The 25,836-nt window shown below is 74.4% G+C and carries 31 protein-coding genes; 18 read left to right on the forward strand and 13 right to left on the reverse strand.

The window, feature by feature from the left end; all coding sequences use genetic code 11:
• Positions 1–103 precede the first annotated feature (103 nt).
• From FSW04_RS23290 to FSW04_RS23305, 4 genes are all read right to left on the reverse strand, one after another.
• Positions 104–778 (reverse strand): zinc metallopeptidase, encoded by a 675-nt coding sequence (locus tag FSW04_RS23290; protein ID WP_146922612.1) that lies wholly within the window; start codon positions 776–778, stop codon positions 104–106.
• Between the two features lie 54 nt (positions 779–832).
• Positions 833–2,404, reverse strand: coding sequence for an acyl-CoA carboxylase subunit beta (locus tag FSW04_RS23295; RefSeq protein WP_146922614.1), 1,572 nt, complete (start codon positions 2,402–2,404; stop codon positions 833–835).
• 158 nt (positions 2,405–2,562) lie between these two features.
• A complete protein-coding gene (locus FSW04_RS23300; RefSeq protein WP_146922616.1) occupies positions 2,563–3,354 on the reverse strand; it encodes an arginase family protein in 792 nt (263 codons plus the stop codon).
• Positions 3,351–4,136 carry an enoyl-CoA hydratase/isomerase family protein gene (locus FSW04_RS23305; protein ID WP_146922618.1) on the reverse strand — a complete coding sequence of 262 codons (786 nt, stop codon included), beginning with the start codon at positions 4,134–4,136 and terminating at the stop codon, positions 3,351–3,353. The genes FSW04_RS23300 and FSW04_RS23305 overlap by 4 nt, the downstream gene beginning before the upstream one ends.
• Positions 4,137–4,243: 107 nt before the next feature.
• Here FSW04_RS23305 and FSW04_RS23310 point away from each other — a divergent pair, with 107 nt between their 5' ends.
• From FSW04_RS23310 to FSW04_RS23350, 9 genes are all read left to right on the forward strand, one after another.
• Positions 4,244–5,434 (forward strand): acyl-CoA dehydrogenase family protein, encoded by a 1,191-nt coding sequence (locus tag FSW04_RS23310; RefSeq protein WP_146922620.1) that lies wholly within the window; start codon positions 4,244–4,246, stop codon positions 5,432–5,434.
• Positions 5,435–5,448: 14 nt separating this feature from the next.
• A complete protein-coding gene (locus FSW04_RS23315) occupies positions 5,449–6,999 on the forward strand; it encodes a helicase HerA-like domain-containing protein (protein WP_146922622.1) in 1,551 nt (516 codons plus the stop codon).
• Positions 7,000–8,142: an acyl-CoA dehydrogenase family protein gene (locus tag FSW04_RS23320; RefSeq protein ID WP_146922624.1), complete on the forward strand. Its 1,143-nt coding sequence runs from the start codon at positions 7,000–7,002 to the stop codon at positions 8,140–8,142.
• Between the two features lie 64 nt (positions 8,143–8,206).
• Complete coding sequence (locus FSW04_RS23325) at positions 8,207–9,532, forward strand: TolB-like translocation protein (protein ID WP_146922626.1); 1,326 nt, start codon at positions 8,207–8,209, stop codon at positions 9,530–9,532.
• Positions 9,529–9,795 carry a hypothetical protein gene (locus FSW04_RS23330; RefSeq protein WP_146922628.1) on the forward strand — a complete coding sequence of 89 codons (267 nt, stop codon included), beginning with the start codon at positions 9,529–9,531 and terminating at the stop codon, positions 9,793–9,795. The genes FSW04_RS23325 and FSW04_RS23330 overlap by 4 nt, the downstream gene beginning before the upstream one ends.
• 46 nt (positions 9,796–9,841) lie before the next feature.
• Positions 9,842–10,669 (forward strand): SDR family NAD(P)-dependent oxidoreductase, encoded by an 828-nt coding sequence (locus FSW04_RS23335; protein ID WP_146922630.1) that lies wholly within the window; start codon positions 9,842–9,844, stop codon positions 10,667–10,669.
• 2 nt (positions 10,670–10,671) lie between these two features.
• Positions 10,672–11,127 (forward strand): GNAT family N-acetyltransferase, encoded by a 456-nt coding sequence (locus FSW04_RS23340; protein WP_228430683.1) that lies wholly within the window; start codon positions 10,672–10,674, stop codon positions 11,125–11,127.
• A 10-nt stretch (positions 11,128–11,137) separates the two neighbouring features.
• The gene (locus FSW04_RS23345; RefSeq protein ID WP_146922634.1) at positions 11,138–11,515 is read left to right on the forward strand and encodes a cupin domain-containing protein; all 378 of its coding nucleotides are present in this window, start codon (positions 11,138–11,140) and stop codon (positions 11,513–11,515) included.
• Positions 11,512–11,898 (forward strand): ACT domain-containing protein, encoded by a 387-nt coding sequence (locus FSW04_RS23350; protein WP_187369048.1) that lies wholly within the window; start codon positions 11,512–11,514, stop codon positions 11,896–11,898. Before FSW04_RS23345 ends, FSW04_RS23350 begins: the two co-directional genes overlap by 4 nt.
• On the opposite strand, the gene FSW04_RS23355 is transcribed toward FSW04_RS23350, so the two are convergent.
• From FSW04_RS23355 to FSW04_RS23370, 4 genes are read right to left on the reverse strand one after another with little or no spacing between them, the layout of a single operon-like run.
• Positions 11,895–12,827, reverse strand: a complete 933-nt coding sequence (locus FSW04_RS23355; RefSeq protein ID WP_146922638.1) for a VOC family protein — start codon at positions 12,825–12,827, stop codon at positions 11,895–11,897. The two genes, FSW04_RS23350 and FSW04_RS23355, sit on opposite strands and share 4 nt — an antisense overlap.
• 35 nt (positions 12,828–12,862) lie before the next feature.
• Positions 12,863–13,429 carry a Rossmann-fold NAD(P)-binding domain-containing protein gene (locus FSW04_RS23360; RefSeq protein WP_146922640.1) on the reverse strand — a complete coding sequence of 189 codons (567 nt, stop codon included), beginning with the start codon at positions 13,427–13,429 and terminating at the stop codon, positions 12,863–12,865.
• A 43-nt stretch (positions 13,430–13,472) separates the two neighbouring features.
• Positions 13,473–13,886, reverse strand: a complete 414-nt coding sequence (locus FSW04_RS23365; protein ID WP_146922642.1) for a PQQ-dependent sugar dehydrogenase — start codon at positions 13,884–13,886, stop codon at positions 13,473–13,475.
• Positions 13,883–14,686 (reverse strand): lysophospholipid acyltransferase family protein, encoded by an 804-nt coding sequence (locus FSW04_RS23370; RefSeq protein ID WP_146922644.1) that lies wholly within the window; start codon positions 14,684–14,686, stop codon positions 13,883–13,885. The genes FSW04_RS23365 and FSW04_RS23370 overlap by 4 nt, the downstream gene beginning before the upstream one ends.
• Before the next feature lie 407 nt (positions 14,687–15,093).
• Here FSW04_RS23370 and FSW04_RS23375 point away from each other — a divergent pair, with 407 nt between their 5' ends.
• The 3 genes from FSW04_RS23375 to FSW04_RS23385 are packed head-to-tail and all read left to right on the forward strand — an operon-like array spanning position 15,094 to position 16,949.
• Positions 15,094–15,306, forward strand: a complete 213-nt coding sequence (locus tag FSW04_RS23375) for a biotin/lipoyl-binding carrier protein (protein ID WP_146922647.1) — start codon at positions 15,094–15,096, stop codon at positions 15,304–15,306.
• An 18-nt stretch (positions 15,307–15,324) separates the two neighbouring features.
• Positions 15,325–16,119 carry an enoyl-CoA hydratase/isomerase family protein gene (locus tag FSW04_RS23380; protein WP_146922649.1) on the forward strand — a complete coding sequence of 265 codons (795 nt, stop codon included), beginning with the start codon at positions 15,325–15,327 and terminating at the stop codon, positions 16,117–16,119.
• Positions 16,116–16,949: an SEC-C metal-binding domain-containing protein gene (locus FSW04_RS23385; RefSeq protein WP_146922651.1), complete on the forward strand. Its 834-nt coding sequence runs from the start codon at positions 16,116–16,118 to the stop codon at positions 16,947–16,949. The genes FSW04_RS23380 and FSW04_RS23385 overlap by 4 nt, the downstream gene beginning before the upstream one ends.
• Before the next feature lie 22 nt (positions 16,950–16,971).
• Here the strand turns inward: FSW04_RS23385 and FSW04_RS23390 are convergent, their stop codons facing one another.
• Both FSW04_RS23390 and FSW04_RS23395 read right to left on the reverse strand, forming a co-directional pair.
• A complete protein-coding gene (locus FSW04_RS23390; RefSeq protein ID WP_187369049.1) occupies positions 16,972–17,358 on the reverse strand; it encodes a response regulator in 387 nt (128 codons plus the stop codon).
• 91 nt (positions 17,359–17,449) lie between these two features.
• Positions 17,450–18,205 carry an SDR family NAD(P)-dependent oxidoreductase gene (locus FSW04_RS23395; protein ID WP_146922655.1) on the reverse strand — a complete coding sequence of 252 codons (756 nt, stop codon included), beginning with the start codon at positions 18,203–18,205 and terminating at the stop codon, positions 17,450–17,452.
• Here FSW04_RS23395 and FSW04_RS27565 point away from each other — a divergent pair.
• The 6 genes from FSW04_RS27565 to FSW04_RS23420 all read left to right on the forward strand — a co-directional run bounded on the left by FSW04_RS27565 (position 18,119) and on the right by FSW04_RS23420 (position 22,185).
• A complete protein-coding gene (locus FSW04_RS27565; RefSeq protein ID WP_228431395.1) occupies positions 18,119–18,586 on the forward strand; it encodes a hypothetical protein in 468 nt (155 codons plus the stop codon). The two genes, FSW04_RS23395 and FSW04_RS27565, sit on opposite strands and share 87 nt — an antisense overlap.
• Positions 18,487–19,563 carry a biotin synthase BioB gene (gene bioB, locus FSW04_RS23400; RefSeq protein WP_228430685.1) on the forward strand — a complete coding sequence of 359 codons (1,077 nt, stop codon included), beginning with the start codon at positions 18,487–18,489 and terminating at the stop codon, positions 19,561–19,563. The genes FSW04_RS27565 and bioB overlap by 100 nt, the downstream gene beginning before the upstream one ends.
• A gap of 61 nt (positions 19,564–19,624) precedes the next feature.
• The gene (bioF, locus tag FSW04_RS23405; RefSeq protein ID WP_187369498.1) at positions 19,625–20,860 is read left to right on the forward strand and encodes an 8-amino-7-oxononanoate synthase; all 1,236 of its coding nucleotides are present in this window, start codon (positions 19,625–19,627) and stop codon (positions 20,858–20,860) included.
• A complete protein-coding gene (gene bioD / locus FSW04_RS23410) occupies positions 20,860–21,543 on the forward strand; it encodes a dethiobiotin synthase (protein ID WP_146922659.1) in 684 nt (227 codons plus the stop codon). The genes bioF and bioD overlap by 1 nt, the downstream gene beginning before the upstream one ends.
• On the forward strand, positions 21,540–21,965 hold the full coding sequence (locus tag FSW04_RS23415; RefSeq protein WP_228430687.1) for a VOC family protein: 426 nt from the start codon (positions 21,540–21,542) through the stop codon (positions 21,963–21,965). Before bioD ends, FSW04_RS23415 begins: the two co-directional genes overlap by 4 nt.
• 4 nt (positions 21,966–21,969) lie before the next feature.
• Complete coding sequence (locus tag FSW04_RS23420; RefSeq protein ID WP_146922673.1) at positions 21,970–22,185, forward strand: hypothetical protein; 216 nt, start codon at positions 21,970–21,972, stop codon at positions 22,183–22,185.
• Positions 22,186–22,260: 75 nt separating this feature from the next.
• On the opposite strand, the gene FSW04_RS23425 is transcribed toward FSW04_RS23420, so the two are convergent.
• The 3 genes from FSW04_RS23425 to FSW04_RS23435 all read right to left on the reverse strand — a co-directional run bounded on the left by FSW04_RS23425 (position 22,261) and on the right by FSW04_RS23435 (position 25,585).
• Positions 22,261–22,740, reverse strand: coding sequence for a MarR family winged helix-turn-helix transcriptional regulator (locus FSW04_RS23425; RefSeq protein WP_146922675.1), 480 nt, complete (start codon positions 22,738–22,740; stop codon positions 22,261–22,263).
• A complete protein-coding gene (locus FSW04_RS23430) occupies positions 22,737–24,158 on the reverse strand; it encodes a DHA2 family efflux MFS transporter permease subunit (protein ID WP_267128266.1) in 1,422 nt (473 codons plus the stop codon). Before FSW04_RS23430 ends, FSW04_RS23425 begins: the two co-directional genes overlap by 4 nt.
• 149 nt (positions 24,159–24,307) lie before the next feature.
• Positions 24,308–25,585 carry a fused MFS/spermidine synthase gene (locus tag FSW04_RS23435; protein ID WP_321167672.1) on the reverse strand — a complete coding sequence of 426 codons (1,278 nt, stop codon included), beginning with the start codon at positions 25,583–25,585 and terminating at the stop codon, positions 24,308–24,310.
• Between the last annotated feature and the right edge of the window lie 251 nt (positions 25,586–25,836).

The following is a 25,836-nucleotide window of genomic DNA, read 5'->3' on the forward strand; positions in this document are numbered from 1 at the left end:
TGCTCCGTGGGAAGTGGGACGTGCCACTTCCCACTCTGTCGCATCCCAGGCGCCGAGGCAACCTGGCGGCCACCCCTGGCCCCCTGGCCCGGCCTTCGCCCGCCTACCGGCGCGACTGCAGGAAGAAGTACAACAGCTGGGCGACGGACGCCACGAACGCGGCGACGTAGGTCCAGGCCGCGGCGCCCAGGACCTTCTTGGCCCCCGTGAGCTCGTCGGCCTCCAGCAGGCGGCCGTCGGTGAGCGCGACGAGCGCGCGGCGCGACGCGTCGAACTCGACGGGCAGCGTCACGAGCTGGAAGACGACGATGGTCGTGAAGAGGGCCAGGCCGATCGTCGTCAGGCCGGTCACGCCGAGGATCAGGCCGAGGAAGATGACCGGCACGGCGGCCGAGGAGCCGATGGAGGCGACGGGGACGATGGTCTGGCGCACGCGCATCTGCAGGTAGCTGCGCGCGTCCTGGATCGCGTGGCCGGCCTCGTGCGCGGCGACGCCGAGCGCGGCCACCGTCGACGCGCGACCGACGTCGGCGCTGAGGTTCAGCGTGCGGCTGCGCGGGTCGTAGTGGTCGGTCAGCGTGCCCTCGACGAAGCGGATCTCGACGTCGGGCAGGCCCGAGGCGCGCACGACGGCGGCGGCGGCCTGCGCACCGGTCATCCCGGAGCGCACGGACACCTCGCTGTAGCGGGCGAACGTGGTCTTGACGCGTCGCTGCGCCCAGAGCCCCAGCCCGAGCGGGACGATGAGGCAGGCCAGCCAGATCAGGGTCATCGACATGTCCGCGAGGGTAGGGCGATCGGCTTAGGGCCGCCTAAGGGCCTGGACGCCGCCTCAGACCGGGACGACGCCGTTGCGCTTCCACGGCCGGTCGACCTGCTTGCCCTCGGCCATCTCCAGCCCGCGGCAGATGACCGGCCGCGTCTGGCGCGGGTCGATCACGTCGTCGATCATCGCGTTGCGGGCCGGGATGTAGGGGTCGATGATCGCCCGATAGGCGTCGATGAGCTCGGCCTTCTCGGCGGCGGGGTCCTCGGCCTCCTCGACCTGGCGGCGGAACACGATCTCGACCGCGCCCTCGGCCCCCATGACGCTGATCTCCGCGCTGGGCCACGCGACGATGAGGTCGGGCTCGTAGGCGCGGCCGTTCATCACGTAGTAGCCCGCGCCGTAGCCCTTGCGGATCACGACGGTGATCTTCGGCACGGTGGCGCCGGCCACCGCGTGGAGCATCTTGGCGCCGTGGCGGATGATGCCGCCCGCCTCGACCTTGGTCCCGACCATGAAGCCGGGCACGTCCATCAGGAACACGAGCGGGATCCCGAAGGCATTGCAGAGGTTGACGAAGCGCGCGGCCTTGTCGGCCGAGTCGTTGTCGAGGATGCCGCCGAGCCGCCGCGGCTGGTTGGCGACGATGCCCGCCGGCCGCCCGCCGAAGCGCGCGAAGCCGGTGATGATCGTGCGGGCCCACTGGGGCTTCATGTCGAAGAAGTCGCCGTGGTCGACGATGCGCCCGATGACGTCGTACATGTCATAGGGCTTGCGGTTGGACTCGGGGAGCACGTCGAGCAGCTCCTCGTCGGCGCGGTCGACCGCGTCCGTGCAGGGCAGCACCGGCGGCGCCTGGCGGTTGTGGGACGGCAGGAACGACAGGTAGGCGCGGATCCGCTCGATGCACTCCTCGTCGTCGGCCACCTCGAGGTCGCCGACGCCGGACTGGCGGCAGTGCACGCGCGAGCCGCCGAGCTCCTCCTGGGTGACGTCCTCGCCCACTGCGGCGCGCACGAGATGCGGGCCGGCGAGCGCCATCGAGCCGCGGCCCTTGACCATCGGGACGAAGTCGGCCAGGCCCGGGATGTAGGCCGTGCCCGCCGCGCAGGGGCCCATGAGCGCTGCGACCTGCGGGATGACCCCCGAGGCCACGACCTCCTCGCGGAAGAGGTGGCCCGAGCCGGCGAACAGCGAGCCGACGGCCTCCTGGATGCGCGCCCCGGCGCTGTCGAGCAGCCACACCATGGGCATGCGCTTGGTCAGCGCCAGGTCGCGCAGGCGCGCGACCTTGACCTCGCCGCTGGTGCCCATCGACCCGGCCATGACCGTGAAGTCGTAGGCCGCGACCGCGACGAGGCGCCCGTCGACCTTGCCGTAGCCGGTGATGACGCCGTCGGCCGGCGCCTCCTTGCCCTCCAGGCCGCGCACGGAGTGGTGGATGCCGGCGTGCAGGCCCAGCTCGGTGAACGTGCCGGGCTGCACCAGCAGGTCGATGCGCTCGCGGGCGGTCAGCTTGCCGGCGGCGTGCTGGCGCTGGACGCGCTCGGGACCCCCGCCGGCCAGCGCGACCGCGCGGCGGGCGTTGAGGTCGTCGACGAGGGGGCGCAGGAGGGAGGTCGGGGGGTCGGTGTCCATGGGAAGTGGGAAGTCCTACTTCCCACTTCCCCGGGCGTCAAGCGCGGGCCCGGCCCGGCCGGTGGAGATCAGCAGGCGGCCGGCGCCCGCGCGTGGAAGCGCAGGTCGACGCCGTCGTGCGCGGCCACGGCGACGTGGGTCCGGCGCGCGCGCACGGGTCAGGGGATGAGCGGGTCGACCGCGCTGGCCACGAGCTCGGCGAGCTCGGGGGCGCCGAGCCCGGTGATCTCGCAGCCGATGAGGTCGCACGTCTCGGCGACCTCGGCCAGCAGCGTGCGCATCCCGGCGTCGCTCAGGCCGCCGGAGGCCGGGAACGCGGCGGGCAGCACGGACGGGTCGAGCACGTCGAGGTCCAGGTGGACGAAGACGTCGCGGCCCGCCAGCGCGTCGGCCAGCAGGCCCGGCCGCGTCATGCGCATCACGCCGTGGGTCTCCAGGAGCACCAGCTCGCCGCCGTCGAAGTCGCGCACGCCGCACATGACCACCGCGGACGGCTCGACGGTGGGCAGGTCGAACCCCGCGTCCCACAGCCCGCAGGCCCCGGCCAGGCACATCCCGCCCAGATAGCGCGAGAGCGTCGTGTCGGGCGTGTTGAAGTCGGCGTGGGCGTCGAGCCACAGGATCGTGGCCTGCGGCCGGTGGCGCACGACGGCCGGCAGCGTCGTCAGGCTCACGCAGCAGTCGGCGGCCACGAGCACGGGGTAGGCGCCGGCGGCCAGCGCATCGTCGACCTGGCCCCCGGCCTCCAGCAGGCAGCCGCGCGACTGGCGCAGGTCGTCCTGGAAGGCCTGCTCGCGCATCGGCGACGGGCTGCCGATGAGCCGCGGCTCCACGGCACGACGCCCGGCCAGCTCGCGGGCCAGCGCCTCGGTGGACCGCGCCGCGTCGGGGTGGCGCTCGCCGGTGCGGCACAGCATGGCCACCACCTGCAGGCGCGCGGTCAGCGTCATCGGCCCTTCCAGACCGGCTCGCGCTTCTCGAAGAACGCGGCGACGCCCTCCTGGATGTCCTCCGTGGAGAACGCGAGCGTCAGGTTGTGCTGCAGGAGCTCGAGCGCCGCGGTGAAGCCGAGGTCCTGCTGGCGGAACATGGCGTCCTTGCCCAGGCGCATCAACACGGGGGACTTGCTCGCCAGGCGCCCGGCCCAGTCGGCCACCGCGGCGTCGAACTCGTCGGCCGGCACGACCTTGTTGACGATCCCCAGCCGCTCGGCCTCGGCCGCGTCGATGCGCTCGCCGAGCAGCAGCAGCTCGTTGGTCTTCTTGCGCCCGACGTTGCGGTAGATGAGCGCCATGATCATGAAGGGGAAGACCCCCACGTTGATCTCGGGCGTCCCGAACGTCGCGCCCTCCCGCGCGATGACGAGGTCGCAGGCCAGCACGAGCCCGAGCGCCCCGGCGAGCACATGCCCGTTGGCCGCCGCCACGACGGGCTTGCCCAGCTCGCCGATGAGCCGGAAGAGCCTGGGGAACCGTGCGGTGGCGACGTGCTTGTGCACGAGCGGCACGTCAGCCGCGAAGCCCGCGAGGTTGCCGCCGCTGCTGAAGACCGTCGCGTGCGTCGAGGTGAGCACCACGCAGCGGACCGCGTCGTCGTCGCGGGCCGCGGTGAACGCGTCGAGCAGGTCCTGCATGACCTGGTCGCTCAGCGCGTTGCGCGTCTCGGGGTGGTCGAGGGCGATCGTCGCGACGCCCCCGTCGGCGACGTCGTAGCGCACGGTCTCGTAGGACATCGCGCAAGCAAAGCACGTCGCGCCGGGGCCCGGCGGCCGGGCGGCTCGGCGGAAAGTAGGACGTGCCACTGTTTACTTCGACGGCGACGGCCGTTACCGTCCCGCCCATGGCCTCCACCGCAGACCAGGTGCTCAAGCCCGACTTCGGCGCATCCCGCAAGCACTTCATCTTCACCGACGAGCACGAGCAGCTGCGCGAGTCCATCCGCAGCTTCGCGATCAAGGAGCTCGCCCCCCACGCCGACGAATGGGAGGAGACGACGTTCCCCGACTCGGTCTTCCCGCGGATGGGCGGCCTGGGCTTCCTCGGCCTCGACAAGCCCGAGGCCTACGGCGGCCAGGGCGGCGACTACTTCACGGCCCTCGTGCTGGCCGAGGAGATCGTGCACGCCCGCTCCGGCGGCCTGGCCATGGGCCTGGCCGTCCACACCGACATGGCGATGCCGCCCATCCTGGCCTTCGGCACCGAGGAGCAGAAGCAGGAGTGGGTCGTGCCCGCCATCAGGGGCGAGAAGATCCTGTGCCTGGGCATCACCGAGCCCGACGCGGGCTCCGACGTGGCCGGCATCAAGACCCGAGCGGCCCGCGACGGCGACGACTACGTCATCAACGGCTCCAAGACCTACATCACCAACGGCCACCGCGCCGACGTGATCGTCCTGGTCACCAAGACCGACCCCGACGCCGGCTACGACGGCTTCACGCTGTTCCTCGTGCCGATGGACGCGCCCGGCGTCATCCGCGAGAAGCGCCTGGAGAAGCTCGGCATGCACGCGTCGGACACCGCGCTGCTGGCCTTCCAGGACGTGCGCGTCCCGGCCACCGCGGTCCTCGGCCAGGTCGGCAAGGGCTTCTACCACATCATGTGGGAGCTCCAGGGTGAGCGCCTCATCGGCGCCGCGGGCTGCGTGGCCGGCGCCCAGCACTGCTTCGACCAGACGCTGCAGTACGCCAAGGAGCGCACGGCGTTCGGCCGCCAGATCGGCAAGTTCCAGGTCATGCGCCACAAGTTCGCCGAGATGGCCACCAAGATCGAGACGGCCCGCCAGCTCGTGTACACCACGGCGTGGCGCCACCACAACGGCGACTACCCCGTGCGCGAGATCTCCATGGCCAAGCTGCACGCCGCCCGCGTCGCGGTCGAGGTCGCCGACGAGTGCATCCAGATCCATGGCGGCGCCGGCTACATGAAGGAGTACGGCGTCGAGCGCGTGTGGCGCGACATGCGGCTCAACCGCATCGGCGCCGGCACCGACGAGATCATGCTGGACGTCATCGGACGCTCGTATGGCCTCTAGGGCATGATGCGCGCGTGAGCGAGTTCACCGAGACGATCGCCAAGGCCTACGCCGTGGACGGGCCGGCCGTCGCGCTCGGCTGCGGGGTGCACGACGGCGCCGTCGACCAGGGCGCGATCGTGCAGGCGCCCCTGTCGATGATCAACCGCCACGGCCTCATCGCGGGGGCCACGGGCACGGGCAAGACGAAGACCGCCCAGGGCCTGGCCGAGCAGCTCTCGGCCGCCGGCGTGCCGGTCGTCATCGCCGACGTCAAGGGCGACGTCAGCGGCCTCGCGGCCGCGGGCGACCCCGCGGGCGGCGCCTCCAAGCGCGCCGCCGAGCTGGGGATGCCCTTCGCGCCGACGGCCTTTCCGGTGGAGTACCTGTCGGTCGGCGGGATCGGGCCAGGCGTGCCCATCCGCGCGACGATCTCGGATTTCGGGCCCCAGCTGCTGGCCAAGGTGCTCGGGGCCAACGAGACGCAGGAGCAGAGCCTGCAGCTCGTCTTCCACTACGCCGACGGCAAGGGCCTGCCGCTGCTGGACCTCTCGGACCTGCGCGCCATGCTCACCTACCTGAGCTCCGACGAGGGCAAGCCCGAGCTCGAGGGCATCGGGGGCCTGAGCACCGCCACCGTCGGGGTGCTGCTGCGCGCGCTCATCGGCCTGGAGGACGGCGGCGGCACCGAGTTCTTCGGCGAGCCCCAGCTCGACGTCACCGACCTGCTGCGCACCGCGCCCGACGGCCGCGGCGTCATCTCGGTCGTCGAGCTGCCGGCCGTCCAGGAGCGCCCGGCGCTCTGGTCGACGGCGCTCATGTGGCTCGTCGCCGAGCTCTTCGAGACCCTGCCCGAGGCCGGCGACCTGCCCAAGCCCAAGCTCGTCGTCTTCCTCGATGAGGCCCACCTGCTGTTCCACGACGCCAGCGACGCGTTCGTCTCCTCCATCGAGCAGACCGTGCGCCTCATCCGCTCCAAGGGCGTCGGCGTGTTCTTCATCACCCAGACGCCGAAGGACCTGCCGTCGTCGGTGCTCGCCCAGCTCGGCAACCGCGTGCAGCACGCGCTGCGCGCGTTCACGCCCGAGGACGCCAAGGCGCTGAAGGCCACCGTCTCGACGTTCCCCAAGAGCGACCTGTACGACCTGGAGGAGCTGCTGCCGACGCTGGGCATCGGCGAGGCCGTCGTGACGATCCTCGACGACAACGGCGTGCCGACGCCCGTCGTGCACGCCAAGCTGCCGGCCCCGCAGTCGCGCATGGGCCCTGCCGACGACGTCGACGCCACCGCGAAGGCCTCCCCGCTGTTCGCGAAGTACGGCACCCGCGTCGACAGCCAGTCCGCGCGCGAGATCCTCGCCGCGCGCATGCAGGCCAACGCCGACGCGGCCGCCGAGGCCAAGACCGCCGGGCCTGCGCCGGCCGCGCCCGCGCCCAGGGCGCCGAAGGCCCCCAAGGCCCCCCCGGCGCCCAGGCACGAGTCGCCGACCGAGGCGATCGGCGACTTCCTGAACTCGCGGCAGGGCAAGGCCCTGCAGCGGCAGGTCGTGCGCGGGGTGTTCGGGCTCCTGCGCAAGAAGCTGTAGATGACGGCGTGGCCCCCGTTCACCGACGAGCACGAGCAGCTGCGCGCGTCCATCCGGGGGTTCGTGCGCTCCGAGCTGCGCCCGCACGCGGCGGCGTGGGAGCGCGACCGCGGCTTCCCGGACGAGGTCTTCGCGACCTGCGCGCGCCAGGGGCTGCTCGGCCTGAAGTACCCGGAGGCCTACGGCGGCCGGGGCGGCGACCATCTCCACGAGGCGGTCCTGTGCGAGGAGCTCGCCGCCTGCGGCTCGGGCGGCGTGGCCGCCGGGATCGGGGCCCACGCCAACATCGCCACGCCGCCGATCCACCGCTTCGGCACCGAGGACCAGAAGCAGCGCTTCCTCGTGCCGGCCATCGCCGGCGAGCGGATCGGCGCGCTGGCCATCACCGAGCCCGACGCCGGCTCCGACGTCGCGGCGGTCCGGACCCACGCCCGCCGCGTCGAGGGCGGGTGGCTGGTCAACGGCTCCAAGATGTTCATCACCAACGGCGTGCGCGCGCACTTCTGGGTGACCGCGGTGCGCACGGGCGAGCAGGGCGGCCACCACGGGCTGAGCTTCCTGATCGTCGAGCGCCAGGACGGCATCACGGCGTCGAAGATCGAGAAGCTCGGCTGGCACGCCTCCGACACGGCGCTCATGGCCTTCGAGGACGTCTTCGTGCCCGAGGAGAACCTGCTCGGCGGCGAGAACGAGGGCTTCGGGCTCATCATGGCCAACTTCCAGTGGGAGCGCCTGGCGATGGCCCTGGGCGCCGTCGGGGCCATGCAGGTCGCCTACGACAGGACGGTGGCCTTCGCGCAGGAGCGCCGGGCGTTCGGGCGCCCGCTCACCGGCCACCAGGTCCTGCGCCACAAGCTCGCCGACGTCGCGGCGACACTGCACACCGCGCGGGCGGTGACCTACGACGCGCTGCGGCGCTTCGCCGCCGGCGAGGACGCGGTCAAGGAGGTCACGATCGCCAAGCTGGCCACCCAGCGCGCCGCCTTCGACGTGACCGACACCTGCCTCCAGCTGCACGGCGGCGCCGGCTACATGGAGGAGTACGAGATCGAGCGCATGGCCCGCGACGCCCGGCTCGGGCCGATCGGCGGCGGGACCGACGAGATCATGCGCGAGATCCTCGGCAAGGTCCTCGGCCTGTAGGACGAGCGACGGCCCACAGGGCCGGTGCGCCGTAACGCCGGCGCCGCGGGTGCGTTGTGAGGGCATGCCGCTCCCCCGCCCCCTCCTCCGCGCCGGCCTGCTGGCGGCGCTCGCGCTGGCCACGGGCGCGACGGCCGCGCAGGCCGACGAGCACGTCGCGTTCCTCGACGGCGGCGGCCCGGTGGCCGCGGCCGGCGGCACGGTCGCCTGGTCGGCCCGCGGCGGCGACGGCCGCTACCGGCTCGTGCTGGCCACCGGCGGCGCCCCGGCCGCCGCCGCCCCCGGGGTCGCGCCCGCCGCGACCCCGTTCGACGTCGCTCTCGGGCACTCGGGCGGCCGGCTCGTGGCGACCTACTCGCGCGGCCGCAGGGCCTACGTCGTCCCCGTCGCGGGCGGCGCCGAGCGGCGCATCCGCGCCATCCCCGGACCCGCGACGCACCCCGCCGTCGACGGCGACCGCCTCGCGTGGGTCGTGCCCGGCGCGTCCTCGTTGAAGGGCTGCGACCGCCTCGAGGTCCGGACGGGCGGCGGGCGAGCGCGCGTGATCAGCGGCGCCTGCCGCAAGCTGGCCGGCGTGCAGGTCCGCGGCAAGGACGTCGTGTGGTCGGCGATCGACTACCGCGGCACCGACAGCCACGGCGCCGGCGGCAAGTCCTCCACGATCTGGGCCTTCCGCTTCGGCGGCGCGGTGCGCACCCTGGACCGGACGAGCTTCGGCGAGGAGTCCAACCTGCTGCGCTCGCCGTCGATCGACGGGCGCGACGTCGTCTACACCCAGAGCGGCGTGCACCCGCGCAAGAGCTTCGCCCGCGCCCGGCTCGACGGCCGCGGGACGCCCGTGCGCGCCGCCGCGGGCGTGGCGCTCGAGGGCCCGATGGCCGTCGACGGCGCGCGGGCCTGGTACGTCATCCCCGGCCGCGGCGAGGAGAGCTGCGACGCCGGCGACCAGCTCGCGCCGGTCCCGTGCGAGCTCGTCTCGGCCGCCACCGCCGCGCTGGCGCCCGGCGCGAGCCGCACGTTGCCGCCGGAGCTCAGCGTCGCCTACACGCCCGCGGTGCAGCCTGCGGCGGGCACGCCGCTGACGGTCGCCGGCGCGCTCACGCGCCGCACCGTGCGCGACGGCGCGACGGTCGGCAGCACGCCGCTGCCGGGCGAGGTCGTCGACGTCCTGGCCCGCAGCGAGGGCAGCCCCGAGACGTTCACGGCCACCGGCGCGTCGGCGACGACCGGAGCCGACGGCGCCTACGGCGTGCAGGTGCCCTACGCCGCGCTGCCGTTCTTCACGGCCCAGGTGCGCTCGAGCGGGCTGCTCGCGGGCCGCGGCACCGTCGGCTTCTGCCCCACGGGCACGACACCGCTGCCGGGAGGAGGCTGCACGGCGCCGCGATGAGCGCCGGCGCACCCGGTGTGGCGGTGTGCGGCCTGCGGAAGACGTTCATCATCCTGTACCTGACCCGCGGCCTGGGCCTGACGACCTCGACCGCCGGCCTGGCCGTCGCCGGCACGGCGGTGTCCATCGCCGTGGCCTCGCCGGCCGCCGTGAGCCCACTGCTGGCGGGGCCATGTGGCTGGTCTGCGCGGCGGCGATCCTGGCCGGTGTGCCGGTCCTGCGGCGCCTGCGCGACGCGTAGGGCCGGGGCCCGAGGCGCGTGACTAGGATCCGCCCCCGCAACGACCGAACCTGGAGAAGGAGACGCGCATGGGAGTCCTCGACGACAAGGTGGCCATCGTCACCGGATCGGCCCGCGGCATCGGCCGCGCGACGGCGGAGCTGCTGTCCGAGCACGGCGCCAAGGTGCTCATCAACGACCTCGACGCCGACCTGGCCGCCCAGACGGCCTCCGAGATCCAGGGCGAGACGACGGTGTTCGCGGGCGACCTGACCAAGGGCGACGCTCCGGACCGGCTCGTCCAGGCCGCGATCGACGCCTGGGGCAAGATCGACATCATCGTCAACAACGCGGGCTACACGCTCGACGCGCCGCTGCACAAGATCAGCGACGACTGGTGGGAGCGGATGCTCGACATCCACGTGACCGTGCCCTTCAAGGTCATCCGGGCCGCCGCGCCGCACCTGCGCGAGCCCGCCAAGCAGGAGCGTGAGCAGGGGGTCGAGGTCTTTCGCAAGATCGTGAACGTCTCGTCGACGTCGGGGACGATGGGCAACGCAGGGCAGTCGAACTACTCGGCGGGCAAGAACGCCGTGGTGGGTCTGACCAAGACGCTGGCCAAGGAGTGGGGCCAGTTCAAGATCAACGTCAACGCGGTGGCCTTCGGGTGGATCGAGACGCGGCTGACGGCGCCCAAGGTCGACACCAACACGATGGAGATCGACGGCGAGAAGGTCCAGCTCGGCATCCCCGAGCAGATCATGGGCATGGCCAACATGTTCATCCCGATGGGCCGGCCCGGCACGCCGCAGGAGGCCGCCGGCGGCGTGTTCTTCCTGTGCTCGCCGTGGAGCAACTACGTGCACGGCCAGACGCTGAACATCACCGGCGGCCAGCTCAGCGGCATGATGTCCTAGTGGTGATCGCCGCGACACGGGAGGAGGACCTCGACGACCTCCTCCCGCTCCTGCGGGCCTACTGCGACTTCTACGACGTCGCCCCGCCCGACGCGGCGCTGCGCGCGCTCTCGGAGGCACTGCTCGACGGGGCCGACGGCGTGCAGCTGCTCGCGCGCGACGACGGCGGCCGCGCCGTCGGCTTCGCCACCGTGTACTGGACCTGGCAGACGCTGACCGCCTCCCGGGTCGGGGTGATGAACGATCTCTTCGTCGCGCCCGCCGCGCGGGGGTCGGGCGCCGCCGAGGCGCTCATCGCGGAGTGCGCGGACCGCGCGCGCGACCACGGCGCCACGCACCTGACGTGGCAGACCGCGCTGGACAACGCCCGGGCGCAGGCGCTCTACGACCGCGTCGGGGCGCAGCGCTCGCGCTGGCTGGACTACGAGCTGGCGCTGGGCGGCGCGCCGCGCGGGTAGGCTCGGCCGCGTGAAGGTCATCAGGCCGGGCGCCGTCCACGAGGAGCCGCGCGGCGTGGTCGGCGGCCACGAGGTGTCGCGGGCCACGACCGGCACCGACTCCAACATCTTCATGGGGATCTTCCGGCTGCCGGCCGGGGCACGGTCGCGCCCGCACTTCCACGCCGGCTGCGAGAGCGCGTGCTACATGCTGCGCGGCACGATGCGCATCCGCTGGGGCGAGCGCCTGGAGCACGTCGTCGAGCTCGAGCAGGGCGACATGCTGTGGGTGCCGCCGCGCGAGACCCACGTGCTGGAGAACCCCTCGCCCGACGAGGACGCCGAGTACGTCGTCGCGCGCGACTCCCCCACCGAGGACGCCGTCGAGGTGCCCTGGGCCCCGCAGTGAGGCTCCGGGTCCTGCCGGGCGAGCACGCCGTCTGCCGCCTGGCCGAGGGCGCCCGGACCCCGGACCCGCCGGCGACCGCCGGCGGCTTCTGGTCGCTGACGCTCGCCGGAGCCGAGCGGTCGCTCGTGTGCGCCGAGGCGCTGGCGCCCACCGACGGCGTGGTGGTCGGCGGCTGGCGGATCCTGGAGCTCGCGGGCCCGCTCGACCTCGGCCTCGTCGGCGTCCTGGCGGCGGTCGCCGCACCGCTGGCACACGCCGCGGTGCCCGTCTTCCCCATCGCGACGCACGACACGGACTGGATCCTCGTCCCCGGCGAGCGCCTGGCGGCGGCCGTCGGCGCGCTGCGGGCCGCCGGGCACGAGGTGGACGGCGCCGAGGGCTAGGACGCCGCGGCGGCGCGCTCCGCCCGCGGGTCGGGCAGCGGCGTCAGGCGCGCCTCGATCTCGGCGCGGCGCGGCTCGAGCTGCGGCGGCAGGATGATCCGGCGGCCGAGCTCGGGCAGCGGGTCGTCGATCGTGAAGCCGGGCGCGTCGTCGGCGATCTCGAACAGCACGCCGCTGGGCTCGCGGAAGTAGATCGACTTGAAGTACGTGCGGTCGATGATGCCGCTCGTGCGCAGGCCCGCGTCCTCGAACCGCTCCTGCCACCGCAGGTGCTCGGCCGCCGTCGTGCCCCACGCCACGTGGTGCACGCTGCCGCCGCTCTGGCGCCCGCGCTCGGCGGGGGCCGGGTCGTAGGCGATCCAGCCGCCGCGGTCGGCACCGCGCAGCTCCCAGGTCGCGTCGCCGGCCGGCGTGGCGCCGAGCACCCGCTCCAGGAGCGCGCCGGAGGCCTGCGGGTCGTGGGCGTAGGCGCGCACGCCCTCGAAGCCCTGCAGCGCGTGCCGGGCGGGGATGTCGGGGTGCTCGGCGGCCAGTGGGGCGTCGCCGGAGGCGGGCACGACCAGTTCGTGGTCCAGGCCCTCCGGGTCGCTGAAGCGCACGGCCCCCGGGGTGCGGGTGACCGGGGTCTCGAGGGCCTCGAGCCGCTGCGCCCAGAAGTCCAGGGCCGCCGGCGAGCCGACGCGCCACACGATGCGATGGACCATGCCCGCGCCCGGGCGGCCCGGGATCGCGTGGGGGTACTCGAAGAACGTCATCTCCGACCCGGGGCGGCCCTCTTCGTCGGCGTAGAACAGGTGGTAGACGGTCGGGTCGTCCTGGTTGACGCTCTTGGCCACCAGCCGCAGGCCGAGGACCCGCGTGTAGAAGTCGAGGTTGCGCCGGGCGTCGCCGGTGATGGCCGAGATGTGGTGGATGCCGTGCAGCTGCATGGTCGCCTCGTCGGAAGAAGTAGTTGCACTCACAACTATATCACCCGGCGGTCGGCCGGCCGGAACGCGCAGCCGGAGTAGTAGTCGCCGGCGGCGGAGGCCAGGAACGCCGTGGTCTCGGCGCGCAGGCCGGCGTCGCCGCCGAGGACCGCGGTGACGCGCACGCCGAAGCGCGCCCACTCGACCGAGAGGGTGCGCGCCTCGTTCTCCAGCGCCGCCCCGACCGCGGCGGCGTGCTCGCCGTCGGCCGCCCCCGGCGCCAGCAGCACGATCTTGCCGCCCGCGCGGGCCTCGTCGGCCCACCCGCCCGCGACCGCGGCGCGGACGACGTTCCAGCCGCCGTCGACGGCGGCGCGCAGGCCCGCCAGCCCGCCGCCGGCGGTCGCGAACGGCGCCGTCGCGTCGACCACGAGGACGTCGAACGGGCCCACGGCGGCGACCTCGGCCGCGACGGCCTCCTCGTCGGCGGCGTCGGCGGCCAGGGCGACGACCCGCGCGCCGAGCTCGGCCGCACGCCGCCCGACGTCGCCCGGCCCCCCGCCGGCGCCGGCGATCGCGATGGTCAGGCCGTCGAGGACCCCGGGCCGCAGGACGTCGGGCACGGGCGGACCCTACCCCGGCCGCCGCGCCGGGACCGCAGCGCGCTCAGCGCACGACGACGACGGCGTCCTCGCGGCGGACGGTGCCGTCGGCGAGGCGCGCCGAGACCGGCGCGCGGGCGAGCAGCAGGTCGCCCGTCGCGTCGTCGAAGCCGGACCGCCACGGGTTGCGCAGGCCATGGGCCCACACCTCGCGCTGCGCGAAGCCCGCGTTGCCCGCCGGGATCGTGCACGCCCCGCCGCAGCCGTCGCCGGGGGCCGGGTCGATCCGCAGCAGCTTGCCCGGCAGCGCGTCGGCGCCCGCGGCGGGGTCGTCGGTCGCCGGGTCCAGCCGCTGGGCGTTGTGATGGGCGTCGAACTCGCCGCCCCCGTGCCCGTGCCGATCCCAGCATCCCGTCGGGGCCGAAGCGCGAGCCGGCCGGCAGCAGCAGCGCGAGGGCCGCGGCGAGCGCGGTCTCACGCCGGCGCGGCGCGCTTGGCCTTGGCCGCGCGGCGGGCGGCGCGGCGCTCCGCGCGCACCCGCGCCACGATCCCGCTGCGGCCGTGGGCCTCCAGGCCCGCGTAGAGCACCTTGATCTCGTCGAAGATCGCGTTGGCGGTGGCGGAGGACTGCTCGCGCGTGGGCTCGGCGACCTGCTCGAAGCGGAACGGCTCGCCGAACTGGATCGTCACCTTGGGGAACTGGAGCTTCTTCCAGTTGCGCACGCGCGACGAGCCGTGGATGGCGACGGGGACGATCGTCGCACCCGACTGCAGCGCCAGCCGGCCGATGCCGGGCTTGGCCTCGGCGGCCAGCGCGCCGGTGCGCGAGCGGCCGCCCTCGCAGTACATCGCCACGCAGCCGCCGTGGCCCAGGATCGTGTTCGCGGTGATGAACGCCTCCTCGTCGCGCGCGCCGCGCCGGACGGGGAACACGCCGCCGGGCGAGTAGACCCACTGCATCGGGATGCTGAAGAGCTGCGACTTGGCCATGAACCGCACCTTGCGCCGGATGAACGCGGCGACGAAGAAGTGGTCCATGAACGAGAAGTGGTTCGGCGCGAGGATGACCGGACCGCTCGGCGGGACCTTCTCGGCGGAGATGGCGCGCGCGCGGAAGAAGACGAGGCTGTACAGGGCCGTGCAGATCCGCACCGCCTCGTAGGCCCAGTTGGGAGGCTTCGTGCGCGCACGCTCGTGGAACCGGTCGAAGAACTCCTTCGGCCGAGGGTCCCGGTAGACCTGCGCCTTCATCGACGCCAGCTGCTCCTGCTCGCTCATGCCCTCCGCCCGTGCCGTCTTCTGCCGGGCATCGTACCCGGAGGCCGTGGACTTCGGACCGCGGGGTCCGGCCGCCGGGGGCGATGCCGGGGGGCGCCGCGCCGCGGCTGTCCCTCCGCGGCACGGCGCCGGCTCCCCAGGATGGCTCCCGGACGGTGGGTCAGGCCGGACCCGGGAGCGGTGATCGGCCGGCGTCGCGGCGAGTCGTCGCAGGAGGAGACGGAGAGCGCCGCTTCGATGTCCCCCGGCCGATCACTTGGACAGCATCGTGCCGGGACGGGGGCGCATCCGGCACGGCCCGGCGGTCGGAACATCGCGCGGGCCGATTCGCCCGACGGTCGAGCGGGCGTGACCGTCCGGTGACACGCCTATGGTCCGCGCGAGCCCGCAGCCATCAGGAGGACGCCGTGCCGGACATCCAGGCCCACATCACGGGCACCGTGTGGAAGATCGAATGCCAGATCGGCGACCGCGTCGCCGAGGGCGACACCGTCGTGATCCTCGAGTCGATGAAGATGGAGATGCCCGTCGAGGCCGAGGACGAGGGCGTGGTCAAGGAGATCCTCTGCGAGGAGGGCCAAGCGGTCAACGAGGGCGACAGCCTCGTCGTCCTGGAGTAGCGACTAGCCTCCCGCCGCGTGGCGGGCGAACTGCTCATCGACGAGCCCCTCGACGGGGTCCGTCGGCTCACGATCTCCAACCCGGCCAAGCGCAACGCGCTGGACCACGGGATCCTCGACGCGATCGCGACGGCGGTCCCGGCGGCCGAGGCCGACCCGTGCGTCCGGGCCCTGCTGCTGACGGGCGCCGACGGCATGTTCTCCTCCGGATACGACATCGGCGACATCCCCGACGACGTGTTCGCCGTCGAGGCCGAGCGCCTCGTCGCCCACCCCTACACGGAGGCGATCGACGCGCTGGCCGCCACCGACCTGCCCACGGTGGCGGCGCTGCCCGGGCACACGATCGGCGGCGGCCTGGAGCTCGCGCTGGCCTGCGACCTGCGGCTGGGCCGCGACGGCATCACCCTCGGGATGCCGCCGGCCAAGCTCGGCCTCGTCTACTCCCACACGGGGCTGCGCCGGTTCCTGGACGCCATCGGAGAGCCGCGCACGCGCGAGCTGTTCCTGCTCGGCCGCACGATCGGCGCGCGGACCGCGCGTGAATGGGGGCTGCTGCACGCCGTCGCCGGCGCCGAGGACCTCGAGGCCGAGGCGCTGGACTGGGCGGCCGAGCTGGCCGCCAACGCCCCGCTGTCCATCGCGGGCAACAAGCAGGTGCTCCGCGCGCTGCTCGCCGCGGAGGGGGCGCTGGATCCCGAGGCCGAGGCCGCGCTCGTCGCGCTGCGCCGCGACTGCTTCGCCTCGGCCGACCTGCGCGAGGGCGTGCGGGCCTTCGCGGAGAAGCGCCCGGCGCGCTGGCAGGGCCGATGACGTCGGCCGGCCGCGGCCCGGCCCACGAGGGCCGCGTGCGGGCGCTCGAGGCGCGCATCGACGCGCTCGAGGAGGCCGCCGACTACGACGGGGCCATCGCCGTGCTGGGCGAGCTGGCCGAGCTCACCGGCGAGGACCAGCGCTGGCACGTCGCGTGGATGCACGTCCAGGCCGGGCGGCGCGCCGAGGCCCGCGCGCTCTGGGACGCGCTGGCGGGCGAGCACCCCGCCGACCCGACGGTCCCCTTCCTGGCCGGCAGCGCCGAGGCCGAGGCCGGGCGGCCCGCCGACGCCGCGCCCTGGTTCGCCCGGGCGCTGGAGCTCGCCCTCGGCGGCGGGGCCGACGGCGAGACGCTGCGCCAGATCGTCGGGGCCCGCACGGAGGCGCTCGCCGACGCCGGCCTGCCCGCCCAGGAGATCGACGACCTCGCGCGCCGGGCGCTGGCCCGGGCCGCCGCGCAGGGCGCCGACACGCCCGTGGCGACGCCGTTCTTCCCGGCGGCCGAGTTCGCCCTCGCGCTGGAGGCCTGGCCCGCGTTCGCCGCCGACTGGCGCGACGACGGCCACGCCGCCTACGCCCACGAGCTCGACCTGCGCATGCGCGCGGTGGCGCCCAACGCGCCGCGCCACCCCGTCGTCGTCCCCCTGACGGTCGCGGCGGTGACCGCCAGCGCCGAGGGCCACGGCATCGACCCCGACTGGGCCGAGGCGCGGGCGCGCGCGGCCTACGAGGCCGCGCAGGACGGGCACGCCGTCGCGTGGCCGCCCGGGCGCAACGAGCCGTGCTGGTGCGGGTCGGGCGCGAAGTACAAGCGCTGCTGCGGCCGTTGAGGGCGGCCGGGACCCGCGCCGCCTACCCGCGGTCGTCGGCGGCCTCGTGGATCGCCGCGCGGATCTCCTCGAGCTCGGTGCCCTTCTCGAGGTAGGAGTGCGCGCCGATCTCGAGCGACGGGCCGCGCATGCGGGAGGCGCTGAGGCTCGACAGGCCGATGATCGACGTCCGCGGCGCGCGGCGGCGCATCCGCGGAATGGCCTGCAGGCCGCTCAGGCGGGGCATCGACATGTCCAGCAGCACGACGTCGGGCTGCAGGTCGGCCGTGGCCTGCACGCCCTCCTCGCCGTCGGAGGCCTCGCCGACGATCTCGATCGACGGGTCGTCGGCCAGCGACGAGCGCATGAGCGCGCGGAAGCCCTCGGCGTCGTCGCAGAGCAGGACTCGGATGGGGCCGCCGGATCGCACCTGTGCGCTCATCATCGACGCGCGGGCACGCGCTCGCCATCCCCACAACTGATGATCATGCGATGGCCATCCGGTGGAGGCCGGGGCGCGCTCAGCCGGCGAGCCAACCGCCGTCCACGATGAGCGAGGACCCGGTCACGAAGCTCGCGGCGTCGCTGGCCAGGAAGAGCGCGGGCCCGATGACCTCCCAGGTCTCACCCGCCGCTCCGCGCAGGATGCGGCTGCGGACCCATGGCCCGGTGACGTCGTCGTCGATGACCGGCGCGGCCAGCGGGGTGCGGATGTGCGCGGGGCTCAGCGCGTTGACCTGCACGCCGTGGGCCGCCCACTCGTGGGCGAGCACGCGCGTGAGCTGCACGACGCCGCCCTTGCTGGCCGCGTAGGCGGCCTGGTTGCGCGCGGCGACGTGGCCGAAGATCGAGGCGACGTTGACGATCCGCCCGCTGCCGCGCGCGACCATGTGGCGCCCGACGGCCCGGCAGCAGGCGTAGAGGCCGACGAGGTTGACGTCGAGCACGCGCTCGAAGGCCTCGACCTCGAGGTCGAGCACGGGCCGGCGGTCGTTGATCCCGGCGAGGTGGAAGGCGATGTCGATGGCCCCGCCCCACTCGGCGACGGTGTCGGCGGCCGTCTCGACGGAGGCGGCGTCGCGCACGTCGACCGTGACGCCCGTGGCGCGCCGGCCGGTGGAGGCCGTCAGCGCGGCGGCGGTCTCCTGCGCGCGTGCGGCGTCGAGGTCGGCGACAGCGACGTCGGCGCCGTGGGCGGCCAGGCCGGCGGCGATCGCCAGGCCGAGGCCCGAGGCGCCGCCGACGACGATGGCGGTTCGGCCGGAGAGGTCGAACAGCGGGCGGGCGTGGGCGACGAAGCCGGCGACGTCGCCGGCGAGGTCGGTCCCGGGCTCGGGTGCGGGGTGGGCTGGGCCATCGGCTGGCGATCATATGCGCGGCCTGCCGGCCGCGTCGCGCTCGCGTCCGGATGCTTGCCTACTGTGCCGGGCATGCCGCCGCTCATCACCCCCGCCGAGGCCGTCGCGCTCGGCGAGCTCGAGGATCACGACGCGATCCTGGCCCTGGTCGAACGAGCCTGGGAGGCTCGACAGGAGCGTTTCGGCGACAGCACGGACCTGTGCTCGTTGGTCAACGCGAAGTCCGGGGGTGTGCGGAGGACTGCGGGTTCTGCGCGCAGTCGCGCTTCGCGGAGGCCGAGACGCCGATGCACGCGATGATGGAGCCTGAGCAGATCCTCGAGCACGCCAAGGCGGCCGAGGCCGCGGGCGCGCACCGGTTCTGCATGGTCACCCAGGGCCAGGGGCTGTCCAAGCGCGACTTCGAGAAGGTGCTGGAGGGCGCGCGGCTGGTGGCCCAGCAGACCAACCTCAAGCGCTGTGCGTCGGTGGGCCACATGAGCGTGGCGCGGGCCAAGGCGCTCAAGGAGGCGGGCATCCAGCGCGTGCACCACAACGTCGAGACCGCGGAGTCCTACTACCCCGAGGTGTCCTCGACGGTGCGCTACGAGGGCCGGCTGCGCACGATCCAGGCCGTCGAGGAGGCGGGGCTGGAGACCTGCGTGGGCGGGATCCTGAACCTGGGCGAGTCGCGCGAGCAGCGCGTGGAGATGGCCTTCGAGCTGGCGAGGATCGACCCGACGTCGGTGCCGATCAACCTCCTCAACCCGCGTCCGGGCACCAAGTTCGGCGACCGCGACTACATGGACCCGTGGGAGGTCGTCAAGTGGATCGCGATCTTCCGCCTGATCCTGCCCGCGGCCCTGTTCCGGCTGTGCGGCGGCCGGGTGGAGAACCTCGGCGAGCTGCAGCCCCTGGCGGTGCGGGCCGGGCTCAACGGGGTGATGATGGGCAACTTCCTGACCACGCTGGGCAGCACGCCCGACGAGGACCGCGCGATGTTCACCGACCTGGGCCTCAACGTCGGCCGCCACGCCGACAACGGCGCCAACCCGCGCCCCGACAACCGGTCGGGCTGGCTGGAGGGCGAGACCCCCGACCTCGTCGAGGACTACCTCGACACGCTGGAGCAGGCCACCGACGCCGGGATCACCGTGACGCTGTGGGACCCCGGCACCCAGCTGCGCTACGCCAAGAAGGACAAGGTCCCGCCCCGACCCGACGGCGCGCCCAACCGCTGGCCCGACGGGCGCCCGGAGACGGCCGAGCCGCTGTCCGGCATGCCGCACGGGCTCTAGCGCCGTGAGCGACGTCGAGGCCCGGTTGGAGGAGCTGCGCGACCGCGGGCTGTACCGGCGCATGCGCCACGTCAGCGGCCCGCAGGGCTCGCGGGTGGTGCTCGACGGGCGCCCCGTCCTGCTGTTGTGCTCCAACAACTACCTCGGGCTGGCCGACCACCCGCGGGTGCGCGAGGCGGCCGCCGACGCGGCGATGCGCTGGGGCGCCGGCGCCGGCGCCTCGCGCCTGGTCTCGGGCACGATGACCGTGCATCGCCGGCTCGAGGAGGCGCTGGCGGCCTTCAAGCAGACCGAGGCGGCGGTCCTGTTCGGCTCGGGCTACCTGGCCAACCTGGGCGTCATCGGCGCGCTCGCCCGCCTGGAGTCGGACCCCGGCCGCCCGGCCGTCGTGTTCTCCGACGAGCTCAACCACGCCTCGCTCATCGACGGCTGCCGGCTGGCCCGCGCGGAGACGTTCGTCTACGACCACGGCGACGTGGAGCACCTGGCCTGGGGCATCGGGCGCAGCCGGGCGGCGGGCGCCACGGGCGGCGTCATCGTCACCGACTCGGTGTTCTCCATGGACGGCGACGTCGCGCCGCTGCACGACATCGTCGAGCTCGCCCGGCGCCACGGGCTGCGCACCGTCGTCGACGAGGCCCACGGCACCGGCTGCCTGGGCCCGGGCGGCCGCGGCGCCGTCGCCGAGGCCGGCCTGGAGGGCCAGATCGACGTCCTCGTCGGCACGCTGGGCAAGGCCCTGGGCGCCTACGGCGCGTTCGCCGCCTGCTCGGCGTCCATGCGCGACTACCTGACCAACACGGCGCGCTCGCTCATCTTCTCCACGGCCCTGCCGCCGCCCGCGGTCGCCGCGGCGCTGGCCGCGCTGGAGGTGCTGGGCGAGCAGCCCGACCTGCCGACGCGGCTGCAGGCCAACGCGGGCATCATGCGCGACGAGCTGGCCCGCGAGGGCTTCGACGTCGCCGGCTCGGCCACGCAGATCGTGCCGCTCGTGGTCGGCGACCCCGAGCTGGCCATGGCCCTCTGCGAGACCGCGATCGAGCAGGGCGTCTTCGCCCAGGCCATCCGGCCGCCGACGGTGCCGACCGGCACCTCGCGCCTGCGCCTCGCGCTCATGGCCACCCACACGCGCGACGAGCTGCGCGCCGCCGCCCACACGCTGGGCCGCGCCGCGCTCAAGGCGGGCTTCCGGCCCGGCGCGGGGCCGCCCGTCGCCGCGGCGTCCGCCGGCCATCCCGAGCAGCGACTGCCCTCCGCGGGATCGGCCCCCGGTCAGGCGGCGCCCACGGCCGCCTGATGGTCGCGCGGCGCGGCCTGTTCGTCACCGGCACCGACACCGAGGTCGGCAAGAGCGTCGTGGCCGCCGCGATCGCCGCGGCGCTCGTGGCCGACGGCGCCACGGTCGGTGCGTTCAAGCCGGTGGTGACCGGGCTCGACGAGCCCGAGCCCGACAAGCCCGCCGACCACGTCCTGCTCGGCCACTGCGCCGGGGTGGCGCCCGAGCTCGTGGCGCCGCTGCGCTTCGGCCCCGCGGTGTCCCCGCACCTGGCCGCTGAGCTGGCGGGCGTCGCGATCGAGCCCGAGGTCCTCGTCGACACCGCTCGGCGCAACGGCGAGGGCCGGACGCTCGTGGCCGAGGGCGTCGGCGGGCTGCTCGTGCCGCTGACGGCCGGCGGCTGGCTCGTGCGCGACCTCGTCGTGGCGCTCGGCCTGCCGGCGATCGTCGTCGCCCGGCCGGGACTGGGGACCATCAACCACACGCTGCTGACCCTGGAGGCCGCCCGCGGGGCGGGCATCGACGTCCGTGCGGTGGTGCTGTCGGGCTGGCCCGACGAGCCGTCGGCGATGCAGGTGTCCAACCGGCGCACGATCGGCGAGCTCGGCCACGTCGAGGTCGCGGTCCTCCCCCACGTCGGTGGCTTCACCGTCGCCGAGCTGGCGCGGGTGGGCCGGACCCTGCCCTACGATCGCTGGCTGTGAGCGGTCCCGGCAGCCTGGGCGACGGCATCACCCTCGACCACGTCGTGATCGCCGTGTCGGACTGGGCGCGGTCCAACGCGTTCTACCGCGACGTCTGCGGCGCGGAGGTCGTCGAGCTCACCGAGCCGCCGCCGCGCCGCTGGCGCTACCGGTTCGGCGACATCCTGTTCAACGTCCACGGCCCGGGCATGGACCCGAGCCCCGTGGCGCGCATCCCGGCTGCGCCCGGCATGGCCGACCTGTGCCTCGTGTGGCCGGGCACCGCCGAGCAGGCCGTGGAGCACCTGCAGGCCTGCGGCGTGGCCGTGGAGGAGGGCCCGGTGCCCCGCAACGGCGCCGGCGGGCCCGGCCTGTCGGTCTACTTCCGCGACCCCGACGGGGCCCTGCTGGAGTTCATCTCCTACGCGCACCCGCCGGGCTGAGCGCGTGCCGCTGGTCCTGCGCGAGGGCACCGTCGCCGAGCGCGCGGCGCGCGAGGCGCTCATGTTCCGGTCCTCGACGCACTCGCCGGGCTACGCAGACCTCTGCGCGCGGACGGGCCTCGTCGCGGTGGGCGAGGCCGACACGCGCTTCGGGCCCGCGCCGCGCGTGCGGCGCGTGCATGAGGGGCCGGCGCCCCGCGTCGACCGTGGGTCGCGTTGAGGGTCCATATGACACGCAGCGCGACCCAGAGCCCCGGCGCCGGCGGACGACCCCCGGCGCCCCTGGGAACTACACCTAGATCTCGTCGAGCATCGCCGCCATGCGGCGCATGACGTCGGCGGCGGCTCGCAGGTCGGCGTCCGAGACTCCGGCGAGGGCATCGTGGGCGCGGGCGCGCCAGCGCTCGCGCTTCTCGGCGACCAGCGCGCGGCCCGAGGCCGTGAGCGTCACGACGACGACGCGGCGGTCGTGCTCGGCGCGCCGGCGCTCCACGATCCCGTCGCGCTCGAGGTGGTCGAGCATGACCGACACGCTGGCCGGGCTGAGCTCGGCGGCCTTGGCCAGGTCGCCGGCGGTCGCCTCGCCCTCGATGTCGATCGTGAACAGCGCGCGGATCTGGCCCTGGGTCAGGTCGCCCGGGCGGCACTTCTGGTCGCGCGAGCGCAGGCGCCGCTCGGCGCCCATCAGCTCGATGAACGCGAGGCGGACCGCGTCGACCGCGACGGGCTCCGAGGAGCCCGCCGCCGCGCCGGTGGTGCGGTCGGCGGTCGTCATGCCGCGGCCTCCAGCGCCGCCTCGGCGGCGGGTGCCGGGGGCGACAGGACGACGGCCTCGCGACGCAGCCGCGCCCGGCGCTCGATGACGGTGAGCAGCAGCGTCGGCACCAGCGCGAACGCGGTGACCCCGAGCACCCACACGTAGGTGTCGCCGAAGGCGCCCGCGACGGCCGCGGCGGTCGGGCGGGCCCCGGCGCCGTCGATGCCGCCCTGGAGCACGACGCTGAGGATCGCGGTGCCCATCGAGCCGCCGACGCGCTGGAGCACCGTGAGCTGCGGCGTGGCGTGGGTCACCTGGTCGGAGCGCAGGACGGCGAAGGCCGCGGTCATGGAGGGCATCATGGACATCCCGATGCCGAAGCCGCGGAAGACCATCGCCGCACCGATGAGCCAGTAGGACGTCCCGGCGCCGATGAGCACGAACGGCACCGTCGCCACGACGGTGACCAGGCCGCCGCCCAGCGCCGTCATGCCGCCGCCCCAGCGCTCCGTGGCGCGGGCCGACAGGCGCATGGCGATCGCCGCGCCGATGCCCTGGGGCATGAGCAGCAGGCCGGTCGTGACGGCGTCCTCGCCGCGCACGGTCTGGAAGTACAGCGGCATCAGGATCATCGCGCCGAAGAGCGCCGCGCCGAGCGCGAACGTCGTCAGCGACGCGGCGGCGAACGCGCGGTTGGCGTAGAGGCGGACGTCGAGCAGCGGCGCCTCGATGTGCAGCGCCCGCCAGACGAAGGCCGCGATGAGCGCGACACCGGCCAGGGCGGGGACGAGGACCGAGGCGGCCAGCAGCGACCCCGCGGTCCCGCTCTGGGCCAGGCCGTAGGTCAGGCCGACGAGACCGGTGGCCACCAGCGCGAGGCCGAGGACGTCGAGGCGGCCGGCCTCCTCGGGCGTGTCGCGGGGCAGGAGCCGGAGTGCGACGGCGACGGTGAGGATGCCGATCGGGACGTTGACGAGGAAGATCCACTGCCAGCCGGCGTGCTCGAGCAGGAGGCCGCCGAGCGTCGGGCCGAAGACGGGCGCCAGGATGATCGGCACGCCGATCATGCTCATGACGCGCGGCAGGTTGCGGGGGCCGGCGGCCCGGACGAGGACCATCTGGCCGATGGGAACGAGCATGCCGCCGCCGACGCCCTGCAGGACGCGGAACGCGACGAGCGAGCCCGTCGACCAGGCCAGGCCGCACAGCGCGGAGCCCATCGTGAAGGCGACGAGGGCGACGAGGTAGAGGCGGCGCGAGCCGAAGCGGCGGGCCGCCCAGCCCGTGACGGGGATGACGGCGGCGAGCGCGAGCAGGTAGCCCGTCACGACCCACTGGATGTCGTCCAGCGAGCTGTGCAGGTCCTTGGAGAGGTCGTCGAGCGCGACGTTGACGATCGTGGTGTCGAGCACCGACATGATCGCGCCGAGGATCACGACGATCGCGATCCGGCGGACGTGCGGTTCGATGCGGGGCTCGGAGACGGAGAGGGAGGAAGAAGGTGGAGAAGTCATTCGTTGCCTAAAGATTAGCCAACGAAATTTTCGGTGTCAAGCCATATGGCCGGGGTGCACGCTCTCCCGGCTCAGCGGCTCCCGTCCGCGGCCACCTGCACGATCGAGGCGTCGATGAGCCACTCGACCGGCGCGACGTCGTCGGTGTAGACCCGGCCGCCGGTGAGCGCCGGCTGCAGCCGCCGGGCCGCGGCGCGCGCCAGGGGCCGCAGCGCCGGGGCCAGCCCGGGCGCCGCGGCCCGCAGCGACGCGGCGCGCAGCGGGACGTCGGCCGCGACGATCTGCGTGTTGACGGCCTGCGCCGGATCACGCACGACGTGGCCGAACACCGACCGCATCGTCGCCGACAGGACGCGCTCGAGGTCGGCCGAGCCCTCGGGGTGCCCGGCGTTGACGATGACCTGGCCGCCCGGGTTCAGGCGGTCGCGGGCCAGCGCGAAGAACTCGCGCGTGGCCAGGTAGAACGGGATGTAGGGCTGGCGGTAGGCGTCGACGTAGATGACGTCGAAGCGGCGGTCGGTCGCCCGCAGCCACGGACGCGCGTCGGCCGCGTGGGTGCGCAGGCGCGGCGCGTGCAGGTCGAAGAGGCGCCGCCCGACCTCCGTCAGCCGCGGATCGATCTCCACCGCGTCGATCGTGGTCGACGGCAGGAAGTGCCCGTAGGCGCGCGCGACCGTCCCGGCCGCGCTGCCCAGCACGGCGATCGAGCGCGGCGCGACGGCCCGCGCGGCGAAGGGCAGGACGAGCGGCTCGTCCCAGTAGTTGCCGGTCAGGTAGGTCTGCGGCCGGTAGATCGAGTGCACGGCCTGGCCCTCGTTGAGCTCCAGGCGGCGCTCGCCCCCGGGCAACTGCACGACGCGGGCGTACTGGTACTCGGTCTCGCGCTCCCAGACGACGGCCGACGCGCCCGCCTCCTTGACCGTCCCGCCCGGCAGGGCCATGAGCGCCCCGACGAGCACCGGGCCCAGCGCGGCGGCGCGGCGGCGCAGGCCCAGCATCGCCACGAGCGCCAGCGCGAGCGCGAAGGCCAGGAACGTGCGCCGCGTCCCGGTCAGCGGGATGAGCACGAGCGCGCTGAGGAACACGCCGGCCAGCGAGCCCATCGTCGAGATGGCGTACAGCCGCCCGGCGATGCGGCCGGCCTCGTCGACGGCGACGACGCTCAGGCGCACGGCGTAGGGTGCCACGCAGCCGAGCACGAGCACGGGCGCTGCGATGAGCACGAGCACCGCCAGCAGCGAGCCGACGAACGCGCCGGCCTCCACGCTGTCCAGCGCGTCGACCGACACCCGCAGGAAGGGCCCGGCGACGAACGGCACGGCGGCCATGAGCGCGGCCGCGACCAGCACGAGCCGGCACAGCCCTGCGAACGTCGGATCGCGGTCGGCCAGGCGGCCCCGAGCCAGTAGCCCGCGCTCAGAGCGACGAGCACCGTGGCGATCGTGTTGGCCCACACGATCGTCGACGCCCCGAACCAGGGGGCCAGAAGCCGCGCCGCGGCGATCTCGGCGCCCAGCGATGCGGCCCCCACGACGGCCGCCACGAGCGGCACTCCACGACGGTGGTCCACGTCTAGAGGGTACGAGGTGGCGTCCGCGCG

This window comes from Baekduia soli, assembly GCF_007970665.1.
GTDB classification, from domain to species: Bacteria; Actinomycetota; Thermoleophilia; order Solirubrobacterales; family Solirubrobacteraceae; genus Baekduia; species Baekduia soli.

Coding starts and splice junctions, on each gene's coding strand:
- FSW04_RS23325 (WP_146922626.1), top strand. CDS start 8,207: ATGCCGCTCCCCCGCCCCCTCCTCCGCGCCGGCCTGCTGGCGGCGCTC.
- bioD (WP_146922659.1), top strand. CDS start 20,860: ATGGTCGCGCGGCGCGGCCTGTTCGTCACCGGCACCGACACCGAGGTC.
- FSW04_RS23295 (WP_146922614.1), bottom strand. CDS start 2,404: ATGGACACCGACCCCCCGACCTCCCTCCTGCGCCCCCTCGTCGACGAC.
- FSW04_RS23290 (WP_146922612.1), bottom strand. CDS start 778: ATGTCGATGACCCTGATCTGGCTGGCCTGCCTCATCGTCCCGCTCGGG.
- FSW04_RS23300 (WP_146922616.1), bottom strand. CDS start 3,354: ATGACGCTGACCGCGCGCCTGCAGGTGGTGGCCATGCTGTGCCGCACC.
- FSW04_RS23305 (WP_146922618.1), bottom strand. CDS start 4,136: ATGTCCTACGAGACCGTGCGCTACGACGTCGCCGACGGGGGCGTCGCG.
- FSW04_RS23330 (WP_146922628.1), top strand. CDS start 9,529: ATGAGCGCCGGCGCACCCGGTGTGGCGGTGTGCGGCCTGCGGAAGACG.
- FSW04_RS23355 (WP_146922638.1), bottom strand. CDS start 12,827: ATGCAGCTGCACGGCATCCACCACATCTCGGCCATCACCGGCGACGCC.
- bioF (WP_187369498.1), top strand. CDS start 19,625: ATGCGCCACGTCAGCGGCCCGCAGGGCTCGCGGGTGGTGCTCGACGGG.
- FSW04_RS23310 (WP_146922620.1), top strand. CDS start 4,244: ATGGCCTCCACCGCAGACCAGGTGCTCAAGCCCGACTTCGGCGCATCC.
- FSW04_RS23425 (WP_146922675.1), bottom strand. CDS start 22,740: ATGACGACCGCCGACCGCACCACCGGCGCGGCGGCGGGCTCCTCGGAG.
- FSW04_RS23320 (WP_146922624.1), top strand. CDS start 7,000: ATGACGGCGTGGCCCCCGTTCACCGACGAGCACGAGCAGCTGCGCGCG.
- FSW04_RS23385 (WP_146922651.1), top strand. CDS start 16,116: ATGACGTCGGCCGGCCGCGGCCCGGCCCACGAGGGCCGCGTGCGGGCG.
- FSW04_RS23370 (WP_146922644.1), bottom strand. CDS start 14,686: ATGAGCGAGCAGGAGCAGCTGGCGTCGATGAAGGCGCAGGTCTACCGG.
- FSW04_RS23335 (WP_146922630.1), top strand. CDS start 9,842: ATGGGAGTCCTCGACGACAAGGTGGCCATCGTCACCGGATCGGCCCGC.